The following is an 11,632-nucleotide window of genomic DNA, read 5'->3' on the forward strand; positions in this document are numbered from 1 at the left end:
AGAGTTTTTATAAAAAATTGTTGCACTCTAAACCAACACAGTACTAAAACTAAATACAAATCACTCTTGATTATAACAAAATTATCAGCAATAACAAAATCCTTTTTACAAAAATATATAATTTCTTGCATCTATCTAAAGTGTTGTGTATAATTCAATTGCGTTTATTTTTTTATTTGTATTTACGGAGAATAAAAAATGAAGAAGGAAAAATTAATTATGTTTACAGAGTTTTTAAAATTTCTTAAAAGTATAGTAGAGTTAATAACAACATTATTAAATTAGTAATAAAAACAAAGGAGTAAAACTATGATGAAGAAAAGTTACGCTATAGGAATAGATATAGGTACGAACAGCGTTGGGCACTGTGTTATGTATACAGAGAACTACAAAGTACCTTCAAAAAAAATGAAGGTATTTGGAAATACCGAAAAGCTGTACATAAAGAAAAACTTACTCGGTACCTTGCTGTTTGATGAAGGCAATACAGCAGAAAATCGCAGACTAAAGCGAACAGCTCGTAGACGTTACACTCGCCGTAGAAATCGTATTTTATACTTGCAAGAAATATTTGCAGAAGAAATCAATAAGATTGATGACAGTTTTTTCCAACGTCTTGACGATTCGTTTCTTATTGTTGAGGATAAACAAGGAAGTAAGCACCCTATTTTTGGTACCTTGCAGGAAGAAAAAGAGTACCACAAACAGTTTCCAACTATTTATCATTTAAGAAAACAATTAGCAGATTCTTCTCAAAAAGCTGATATTCGATTGATTTATCTTGCTTTGGCTCACATTATTAAGTATAGAGGGCACTTTTTATTTGAAGGGGATTTAAAATCTGAAAATAAAGATGTTCAACATTTATTTAATGACTTCGTTGAGATGTTCGACAAAACTGTTGAAGGTAGCTATTTATCAGAGAATCTACCAAATGTTGCAGATGTTTTAGTTGAAAAAGTCAGTAAGTCTAGACGTTTAGAAAATATTCTTCATTATTTTCCAAATGAAAAGAAAAATGGACTATTTGGTAATTTTCTTGCACTTGCCCTAGGGCTACAGCCTAATTTTAAAACAAACTTCGAGCTGGCTGAAGATGCAAAAATCCAATTTTCTAAAGAAACGTACGAAGAAGATTTGGAGGAGTTATTAGGTAAAATCGGGGATGATTATGCTGACCTGTTTATCGCGACAAAATCCTTGTATGATGGGATATTGTTGGCAGGGATTTTGTCAACAACTGACTCTACAACAAAAGCTCCGCTTTCGAGTTCAATGGTTGATAGGTATAAGGAACATCAAAAAGACTTAGCCTTACTGAAGGTTTTCATTCGTCAGAATTTGTCCGATTCCTATAAAGAAGTTTTCAATGATAAGCTAAAAGATGGTTATGCAGGTTACATTGAAGGCAAAACGACGCAGGAGAATTTTTATAGATTCATAAAAAAAGCAATAGAGAAGATTGAAGGAAGCGATTATTTCATTGATAAAATCGATAGAGAAGATTTCCTTAGAAAACAACGTACCTTTGATAATGGCTCTATTCCACATCAAATCCATCTTCAAGAAATGCAAGCCATTATTAGAAGACAGGCTAAGTTTTATCCGTTTCTAGCAGTGAATCAGGATAAGATTGAAAAAATACTAACTTTCCGTATTCCTTATTATGTCGGCCCGCTGGCACGAGGAAATAGTGAATTTGCTTGGTTAAATCGTAAATCAGACGAAAAGATTAGGCCTTGGAATTTTGATGAAATGGTTGATAAGGAAACATCCGCCGAAAACTTCATCACTCGTATGACAAACTATGATCAATACTTGCCGGATCAAAAGGTTCTTCCAAAGCATAGTCTGTTATATGAAAAGTTTGCAGTATATAATGAGTTGACAAAAGTTAAATTTATAGCAGAAGGAATGCGTGATTATCAATTCCTTGATAGTAGACAAAAAAAGGATATCGTCAAAACTTTCTTTAAAACGAAGCGAAAAGTCACAGCCAAAGATATCAAATCTTATTTGGAAAACTCCAATGGCTACGAGGGGGTTGAATTAAAAGGTCTTGAAGATCAGTTTAATGCTAGTCTTCCAACTTATCATGATTTACTTAAAATTATACAAGATAAAGCGTTTATGGATGCAGAAGAAAATCAAGAAATTCTTGAAGATGTTGTGCTGACCTTAACTCTATTCGAAGATAGAGAAATGATTAGAAAACGACTAGAGAAGTATAAGGATGTATTGACAGAAGAACAACGCAAAAAACTGGAACGTCGCCATTATACTGGTTGGGGTCGATTATCTGCTAAGTTAATTAATGGCATACGAGATAAGGTAACTAGAAAAACAATTTTGGACTATCTAATAGATGATGGCACAAATAACCGTAATTTTATGCAACTGATAAATGATGATACTCTATCATTTGTAGATGAAATCAGACTAGCACAAGGTTCTGGAGAAGCAGAAGATTATCGCGCAGAGGTGCAAAATCTTGCCGGAAGCCCAGCCATAAAAAAAGGAATCCTACAAAGTTTAAAAATTGTGGATGAATTGATAGAAGTTATGGGATATGATCCTGAGCATATCGTTGTTGAAATGGCGCGTGAAAATCAGTTTACGAATCAAGGTCGCCGTAACTCGCAACAGCGTATAAATCGATTAGAGAAAGCCTTGAAGGATTTTGGGAGTAAAATATTAGAAGAACAGAAACCTTATGGAGTATCTAAAGTCAACAATATTCATTTACAAAGTGACAGATTATTTCTCTACTATCTTCAGAATGGTAAAGATATGTACACAGATGAGGAATTGGATATAGATAGCCTTAGCGAATATGATATTGACCATATTATTCCTCAAGCTTTCATCAAAGATGACTCGCTAGATAATAAAGTTTTGACAAAATCTGCTAAAAACAGAGGGAAATCTGACGATGTACCAAGTATTGAAATTGTTAATGAGAGGAAATATTTCTGGAGACAGTTATTAAATTCTAAGCTCATTTCCCAACGTAAATTTGATAACCTGACCAAGGCGGAGCGAGGTGGATTGACCAATGAGGATAAAGCAAGATTTATCCAACGGCAGTTAGTTGAAACTAGACAAATTACAAAACATGTAGCTAGGATTTTAGATACGCGCTTTAATACGAAGTTGGATGAAGATGGAAATAGGATTCGTCATCCGAAAGTCAATATTATTACCTTAAAATCAAGCTTAGTATCTCAATTTAGAAAAGACTATCAGCTGTACAAGGTACGTGAAATCAACAATTACCATCACGCTCATGATGCTTATCTGAATGCAGTAGTAGCAACAGCTTTGCTGAAGAAATATCCTAAACTAGCACCAGAATTTGTGTATGGAGAGTATCCAACGTATAATAGTTACAAATCTCGTAAGTCAGCAACCGAGAGAGTCTTATTTTATTCTAATATCATGAACTTTTTCAAACGAATTGTTGTACATTCAAAAACAGGTGCGGTAAGGATTCGTCCAATAACTGAAGTGAACAAAGATACTGGGGAGATTGTTTGGAATAAGAAATCAGATTTTAAAACGGTCAGAAAAGTCTTATCTTATCCGCAAGTGAATGTTGTTAAAAAGACAGAGGTTCAAAACCATGGTCTAGATAGAGGGAAACCTAAAGGCTTCTATAATGCAAATCTTTCACCAAGGCCTAAAGAAGGAAGTGTTGAAAATCTGGTTCCTGCCAAACAAAGTTTTGATACAAAGCGTTACGGTGGCTATGCAGGCATTTCAAATTCTTATGCCGTTCTAGTGAATGGAATTATTGAGAAGGGGAAAAAGAAAAGTAAAGCGGAAGTAACAGAGTTTCAAGGCATCTCCATTCTAGCTAGGAAGTATTTTGAGAAAAATCCAAAACAATATTTATTGAATCTTGGATATAAAGATATTAAATCCATTATTAAATTACCAAAATATAGCCTTTTTGAACTGGAAAACGGCAGCAGACGAATGCTTGCAAGCATCTTGTCAACAAATAATAAACGTGGAGAAATTCATAAGGGCAATGAGATGTATCTGCCAGATAAATTTGTTACTTTACTTTACCATGCAATGAGAGTAAATCGAACGCTGGAGCCTGGACATAAGAAATATGTGGAAACTCATCGTCATGTTTTTGATGAATTACTGACATACATCCTTGAATACAATGAAAAAATTGTTGGAGCTAAAGCTAATGGAAAACGGATTGTAGAAGCATATTCAGCTAGAAAAGATACTGATAACCTTGAGGAACTTTGCAATTCATTCATCAACTTGTTGAATCTAACTGCCCTAGGTAGTGCTGTTGATTTTGAATTTTTAGGCACTAAAATCCCACGCTATAGAGATTACACCCCATCTTCACTTCTCAAGTCTACCCTCATTCATCAGTCTGTGACTGGTCTCTACGAAACACGTATTGATTTGAGCAAATTAGGAGGAGACTAATGGGTTGGCGAACTGTTATTGTAAATACACACTCCAAACTATCATATAAAAATAATCATTTGATTTTTAAAGATGCTACTCGGACAGAAATGATTCATCTGTCCGAGGTTGACATCTTATTGCTGGAAACAACTGATATTGTGCTGTCTACGATGTTAATCAAGCGATTAGTAGATGAAAACATTCTGGTTATTTTTTGTGATGATAAGCGACTACCAACAGCACACTTGATGCCTTATTATGCTCGGCATGACTCCAGTTTACAGCTTTCGAGGCAAATTGACTGGGAAGAAGCAATCAAAGCTGAAGTTTGGACACATATCATTTCCCAGAAAATACTAAACCAAAGTATCTATCTCAGTGCGTGTGGTTTCATTGAAAAATCTCATTCTCTCATGAATTTGTACCATAGTTTGGAGCTCTTTGACCCTAGCAATCGTGAAGGACACTCTGCTCGGATTTACTTTAATACTTTGTTTGGAAACGATTTCAATCGAGAGCTTGATAATGATATCAATGCAAGTCTAGATTATGGCTATACCCTGTTACTTAGTATGTTTGCGCGTGAGGTTGTTCTTTCTGGCTGTATGACACAATTTGGTTTAAAACACGCTAACCAATTCAATCAGTTCAACCTTGCGAGCGACATCATGGAACCTTTTCGGCCTATCATAGATCAGATTGTTTACGAAAATCGAAACCATAGTTTTGTTAAGATTAAGCGGGAATTGTTTACAATCTTTTCAGATACATTTCAATACAACAATAAGGAAATGTACTTGACCAATATTGTTAGCGATTATACGAAGAAAGTGATTAAGGCACTCAATAACAAAGGGAAAGGAGTTCCTGAATTTAGGATATGAGTTACCGGTATATGAGAATGCTATTGATGTTTGATATGCCTACAGAAACAGTTGATGAAAGAAAGGCATATCGTAAATTCCGTAAATTTTTAATCAACGAAGGGTTTATTATGCATCAATTTTCGGTCTATAGCAAGTTACTCCTGAACAATTCAGCCAGTAATACTATGTTGGAGCGACTAAAGGCAAATAATCCCAAGAAAGGAAATATCACACTTCTGACAGTTACAGAAAAACAATTTGCTCGAATGATTTATCTCCATGGTCAGCGAGATGATTGTATAGGAAATACAGACTCTCGAATAGTCTTTTTAGGAGAGGAGATTTGATATGAAATTGAACTTTCCGTTACTAGACGAAGCTCTGACGGTCGAGAAAGCAACTATTTTTGTTGTAGAGGATACGACAGTATTTTCTCGACTGGTTAGGAATTTTTATCAATATCAAGATGGATTAGAATTAAAAATTTTCGACGAACAATTTAGGTCCATTAAAGATTCCGAGCTGATGGTGGTGACAGATATTTTAGGATATGACATCAATGCTGCACCAATACTGAAACTCATCCATGCTAATTTAGAAAATCAATTAAATGAAAAACCAGAAGTGAAATCAATTATTGAAAAATTAGCAAATTCTATTACTGAACTAATCTCTTATGAATGTTTAGAGAATGAGCTTGATTTGGAGTATGATGAGATTACGGTTTTGGAGTTGATAAAGGCGTTAGGGGTCAAAATTGAAACTATCAGTGATACGATTTTTGATAAAATTTTTGAGATTTTACAAGTTTATCAATTTTTGAATAAGAAGAGATTTCTTATCTTTATCAATGTGTTATCTTATTTGACGGTGGATGAAATTCAGAAAACTAGGGAGTATATTGAACTTTCCAATATGGATGTTCTTTTTCTAGAACCGAGAAAAAGAAAAGATTTCCCTCAGTATGTTTTGGATAAAGACTATTTCTTACTATCGGAAAATATTGTAAAATAAGTACATATAGTACAGATATTAGAAACTATTCGAAACTGAAGTCTGGCTGAGACGAATGGCGCGATTACGAGATTTTGTGACAAAAAATAGTCTACGAGGTTTTAGAGCTGTGCTGTTTCGAATGGTTTCAAAACTTGTACATTCGTTTCGACCGCAGTTGAGTAGTTTTAGAGCTGTGCTGTTTCGAATGGTTTCAAAACCAAGGACGATTCAGCTTAGCGCTACCCGAGTTTTAGAGCTGTGCTGTTTCGAATGGTTTCAAAACGAAATTCTTGGGACTTTACCATGGTGCTCCGTTTTAGAGCTGTGCTGTTTCGAATGGTTTCAAAACAGGCGTGCTGCTGTTGTTGCTAACGGTGATGTTTTAGAGCTGTGCTGTTTCGAATGGTTTCAAAACAATAACTTCATTCCAATCTTTGTGTTCAACGTTTTAGAGCTGTGCTGTTTCGAATGGTTTCAAAACCCTCTTCTCGATTCTCCTAGTTGGTTTACTGTTTTAGAGCTGTGCTGTTTCGAATGGTTTCAAAACTAAGATACGCTCTAAAAGTCAATCAGAAGAGTTTTAGAGCTGTGCTGTTTCGAATGGTTTCAAAACTCTTTCAGACCGCCAAGCCCTTTGAGCTTGAGTTTTAGAGCTGTGCTGTTTCGAATGGTTTCAAAACGATGTCCGTCTTGATTGGAACGGCTTCTACGTTTTAGAGCTGTGCTGTTTCGAATGGTTTCAAAACGTTGGAAAGAGATTTTTAATATTAGTGTAGGTTTTAGAGCTGTGCTGTTTCGAATGGTTTCAAAACAACTCAACAATAAAGTAGGTTGGAAGGACGGTTTTAGAGCTGTGCTGTTTCGAATGGTTTCAAAACACGAAATGCGAAAGTAGCTCCTTTGTCAGTGTTTTAGAGCTGTGCTGTTTCGAATGGTTTCAAAACTTTTCGGGTGTGCCTCAATGGTTTAACAATGTTTTAGAGCTGTGCTGTTTCGAATGGTTTCAAAACACATCACAAAGTGGTACTTGGATAAAAAGCGTTTTAGAGCTGTGCTGTTTCGAATGGTTTCAAAACCACGTAGCGAGTCATTAGGTAAAATGCTCGGTTTTAGAGCTGTGCTGTTTCGAATGGTTTCAAAACTTATAAGCGTATTAAAACTCAAGCTCTAAAGTTTTAGAGCTGTGCTGTTTCGAATGGTTTCAAAACCTGTTGAGAGAAGCACGAAAGCCAGAAGAAGTTTTAGAGCTGTGCTGTTTCGAATGGTTTCAAAACAGGGTATCCAGGTACTTATTACAAGCGTGTGTTTTAGAGCTGTGCTGTTTCGAATGGTTTCAAAACTTCGACGCAGATGTGACCGCCCTGGTGCGTGTTTTAGAGCTGTGCTGTTTCGAATGGTTTCAAAACAGGTCCGTATAATAAGAGTTACACGGTTACGTTTTAGAGCTGTGCTGTTTCGAATGGTTTCAAAACTTGTTCTTGAGTTAGAGCTTGGTCGGCTTGTTTTAGAGCTGTGCTGTTTCGAATGGTTTCAAAACGTCATGTAGGATACAACCAACAATAAGAGCGTTTTAGAGCTGTGCTGTTTCGAATGGTTTCAAAACCTGGATACCATTATTCAAGCAGTTGATACAGTTTTAGAGCTGTGCTGTTTCGAATGGTTTCAAAACCGCTACTTTTCGGGGTAAGCTGGAGCGTTTGTTTTAGAGCTGTGCTGTTTCGAATGGTTTCAAAACTATTGCGGAGCAAACAGATAGACCATCAAGGTTTTAGAGCTGTGCTGTTTCGAATGGTTTCAAAACTAAGATACGCTCTAAAAGTCAATCAGAAGAGTTTTAGAGCTGTGCTGTTTCGAATGGTTTCAAAACTCTTTCAGACCGCCAAGCCCTTTGAGCTTGAGTTTTAGAGCTGTGCTGTTTCGAATGGTTTCAAAACGATGTCCGTCTTGATTGGAACGGCTTCTACGTTTTAGAGCTGTGCTGTTTCGAATGGTTTCAAAACGTTGGAAAGAGATTTTTAATATTAGTGTAGGTTTTAGAGCTGTGCTGTTTCGAATGGTTTCAAAACAACTCAACAATAAAGTAGGTTGGAAGGACGGTTTTAGAGCTGTGCTGTTTCGAATGGTTTCAAAACACGAAATGCGAAAGTAGCTCCTTTGTCAGTGTTTTAGAGCTGTGCTGTTTCGAATGGTTTCAAAACTCTGACGTGCTCTGTGCTAAGCAAGCCAACGTTTTAGAGCTGTGCTGTTTCGAATGGTTTCAAAACAAATACTCTACATGCTGGAGTTGTGGGGCTGTTTTAGAGCTGTGCTGTTTCGAATGGTTTCAAAACCTGTTGATGAAGAAAAGGAAATCGACGATGGTTTTAGAGCTGTGCTGTTTCGAATGGTTTCAAAACACGCTATCCAGACGGGGCTGAACATTCAGCGTTTTAGAGCTGTGCTGTTTCGAATGGTTTCAAAACGAAAGTGATTCTTATGTTGTAACTCATGCAGTTTTAGAGCTGTGCTGTTTCGAATGGTTTCAAAACATGTCTGGTATCGTTAAATTCTTAACCGCAGTTTTAGAGCTGTGCTGTTTCGAATGGTTTCAAAACTGTAAACAGTGGATGGCAAACAGTTCAGTCGTTTTAGAGCTGTGCTGTTTCGAATGGTTTCAAAACGATTTGGTTGGTGATATCCTCAGTCGTAGCGTTTTAGAGCTGTGCTGTTTCGAATGGTTTCAAAACGGCAGCATCTCTTGAAGAGGCTGTTGTAAAGTTTTAGAGCTGTGCTGTTTCGAATGGTTTCAAAACGTGACCTATCTGACACAATCAAGAATTACAGTTTTAGAGCTGTGCTGTTTCGAATGGTTTCAAAACACCATCACATTGTTACCACGCATACCAAAAGTTTTAGAGCTGTGCTGTTTCGAATGGTTTCAAAACTGTAGAAAAATGCGGTCTATGCCAAGGTTAGTTTTAGAGCTGTGCTGTTTCGAATGGTTTCAAAACTCTGTCAAGTGGTATACGTCCGCCATTGAAGTTTTAGAGCTGTGCTGTTTCGAATGGTTTCAAAACAAACCATGTATTTCAAACACGTTATGGTTAGTTTTAGAGCTGTGCTGTTTCGAATGGTTTCAAAACTTTATTGTCAAACTTTCAACCTGTTTTAGTGTTTTAGAGCTGTGCTGTTTCGAATGGTTTCAAAACACGCCCGTGAGGTTTTCAATTTGATTGTAAGTTTTAGAGCTGTGCTGTTTCGAATGGTTTCAAAACTACCTTCTGCATACGGTTCTGACTCGAGTTTGTTTTAGAGCTGTGCTGTTTCGAATGGTTTCAAAACTCAAAAACTCAGTCATATCAAGAGTTTAACGTTTTAGAGCTGTGCTGTTTCGAATGGTTTCAAAACCGTTTTCAGTTGCATTGGAACACGGTTCGGGTTTTAGAGCTGTGCTGTTTCGAATGGTTTCAAAACTAGTAGTGATAACCAAACGTCTTCCTCATTGTTTTAGAGCTGTGCTGTTTCGAATGGTTTCAAAACAACCAAGGCAGGTACATGATCCTGACGAATGTTTTAGAGCTGTGCTGTTTCGAATGGTTTCAAAACTGTACGTAATCAAAAAATTAAATTTTTTCAGTTTTAGAGCTGTGCTGTTTCGAATGGTTTCAAAACACGGACAAAGAGAAGGACCTGCTCGCCAGCGTTTTAGAGCTGTGCTGTTTCGAATGGTTTCAAAACTTGAGCGAGCGGAGAAGTTTGTTCGTGTGGGTTTTAGAGCTGTGCTGTTTCGAATGGTTTCAAAACTTAGGGTCTGCAACTGCAACCCACCAGCCTGTTTTAGAGCTGTGCTGTTTCGAATGGTTTCAAAACTGCGGCAATCTTGCCACGTTGCAAAGCTTGGTTTTAGAGCTGTGCTGTTTCGAATGGTTTCAAAACTAGTGGTTGTAGAGGCAATACATAACAATAGTTTTAGAGCTGTGCTGTTTCGAATGGTTTCAAAACTGTGGTCTTTTCTTATGACCGCTCAGGGGTGTTTTAGAGCTGTGCTGTTTCGAATGGTTTCAAAACCTGACAAACAAGAAATAGAACATTCTGGAAGTTTTAGAGCTGTGCTGTTTCGAATGGTTTCAAAACCGTTTGTTATCTTCTGTACGTCTATCATAAGTTTTAGAGCTGTGCTGTTTCGAATGGTTTCAAAACGCAGGGATTTTAACTGCAGGTGTGATTAAGTTTTAGAGTTGTGTTGCTCTAAATAGTTATTTTAATTCTCAAAAGCAATGTGGCAAAAATATTTAAGTGTCAAAAAATAAAGGGGATTGTAGATGGATGCAAAATCAATTATTTTAATACTACTGGTTATAACAGTAGTAGTGAATATTTTAACTTTAATCATCAAAATAATTACCAAAAAAATTGAAAGTAAAAAGTATAGATGAATTCGATTCAAAATTCATTTTTGAAGGATGGAAATTAGTGAACAGACAAGTAATTCTCTATCATAAACTTTCAAAGTTCAAATGACGATTAACAACATCCAATTTTCCTCCAAGATTTCTAACTCCCTCTTGTCCATTCAAAGTTTTCCATGATATACTATATGTAATCGTTTTATTTCAAAGGAGACAAGGATGACAAACTTAAAAGAGCAGGTTGGGATTAAGGCGGCGGAGTTTGTTGCTGACGGCATGATTGTTGGGCTAGGGACTGGCTCGACGGCTTACTATTTCGTGCAGGAGATTGGCCGCCGGGTTGCAGAGGAGGGCTTACAAATCACAGGCGTAACGACCTCTCATGCCACGGCTGAGCATGCTGCGTCCCTTGGGATTCCCCTAAAAAACATCGACGAGGTCGATCACGTGGACTTGACGGTGGACGGAGCTGATGAGGTGGACGGAGCCTTCAATGGTATCAAGGGAGGCGGTGCCGCACTGCTTATGGAGAAGGTGGTCGCGGTCAACAGCAAGGACTGCATCTGGATCGTCGATGAGTCTAAGGTGGTGCAAACCCTAGGTGCCTTCAAGTTGCCGGTGGAAGTCGTGCAGTACGGTGCGGAGAACCTTTTCCGACACTTCGAGGCCAAAGGCTACCGACCAAGTTTTCGGATGACTGACGGCCAGAAGCACGTGACCGATATGAAGAATTTCATTATTGATTTGGATTTACAACGCATCGAGGATACGGAGGCCTTGGCGGACGAGCTGGACAAAACAGTGGGAGTAGTCGAGCATGGGCTCTTTATCGGCTTGATTTCTAAGGTTATTGTTGGGACACCACAAGGACCAGAAATACTTGAAAAGAAATAAATTGAAAACGCTTCTCATTTTTATTTAATGGGGAGCTTTTTTGTGGTA

Annotated in this window: 5 protein-coding genes and 1 CRISPR repeat array; all 5 genes read left to right on the top strand. The window is 37.3% G+C overall.

What is annotated here, in order from left to right:
- Window positions 1–312 precede the first annotated feature (312 nt).
- A complete protein-coding gene (gene cas9 / locus PXH68_RS03365) occupies window positions 313–4,458 on the top strand; it encodes a type II CRISPR RNA-guided endonuclease Cas9 (protein ID WP_248027594.1) in 4,146 nt (1,381 codons plus the stop codon).
- Window positions 4,458–5,324 carry a type II CRISPR-associated endonuclease Cas1 gene (gene cas1, locus PXH68_RS03370; RefSeq protein WP_248027402.1) on the top strand — a complete coding sequence of 289 codons (867 nt, stop codon included), beginning with the start codon at window positions 4,458–4,460 and terminating at the stop codon, window positions 5,322–5,324. Before cas9 ends, cas1 begins: the two co-directional genes overlap by 1 nt.
- A complete protein-coding gene (gene cas2 / locus PXH68_RS03375; RefSeq protein ID WP_248027400.1) occupies window positions 5,321–5,653 on the top strand; it encodes a CRISPR-associated endonuclease Cas2 in 333 nt (110 codons plus the stop codon). Before cas1 ends, cas2 begins: the two co-directional genes overlap by 4 nt.
- Before the next feature lies 1 nt (window position 5,654).
- The gene (gene csn2, locus PXH68_RS03380) at window positions 5,655–6,320 is read left to right on the top strand and encodes a type II-A CRISPR-associated protein Csn2 (protein WP_248027398.1); all 666 of its coding nucleotides are present in this window, start codon (window positions 5,655–5,657) and stop codon (window positions 6,318–6,320) included.
- Window positions 6,321–6,418: 98 nt separating this feature from the next.
- Window positions 6,419–10,481: a CRISPR direct-repeat array (repeat unit 36 nt; unit sequence GTTTTAGAGCTGTGCTGTTTCGAATGGTTTCAAAAC).
- Between the two features lie 428 nt (window positions 10,482–10,909).
- Window positions 10,910–11,584 (top strand): ribose-5-phosphate isomerase RpiA, encoded by a 675-nt coding sequence (rpiA, locus tag PXH68_RS03385; RefSeq protein ID WP_248027397.1) that lies wholly within the window; start codon window positions 10,910–10,912, stop codon window positions 11,582–11,584.
- Window positions 11,585–11,632: the final 48 nt, after the last annotated feature.

Origin of the sequence: Streptococcus sp. 29896, from assembly GCF_032594915.1 — a bacterium.
Lineage (GTDB): Bacteria > Bacillota > Bacilli > Lactobacillales > Streptococcaceae > Streptococcus > Streptococcus suivaginalis.

Coding starts and splice junctions, on each gene's coding strand:
- cas9 (WP_248027594.1), top strand. CDS start 313: ATGAAGAAAAGTTACGCTATAGGAATAGATATAGGTACGAACAGCGTT.
- cas1 (WP_248027402.1), top strand. CDS start 4,458: ATGGGTTGGCGAACTGTTATTGTAAATACACACTCCAAACTATCATAT.
- cas2 (WP_248027400.1), top strand. CDS start 5,321: ATGAGTTACCGGTATATGAGAATGCTATTGATGTTTGATATGCCTACA.
- csn2 (WP_248027398.1), top strand. CDS start 5,655: ATGAAATTGAACTTTCCGTTACTAGACGAAGCTCTGACGGTCGAGAAA.
- rpiA (WP_248027397.1), top strand. CDS start 10,910: ATGACAAACTTAAAAGAGCAGGTTGGGATTAAGGCGGCGGAGTTTGTT.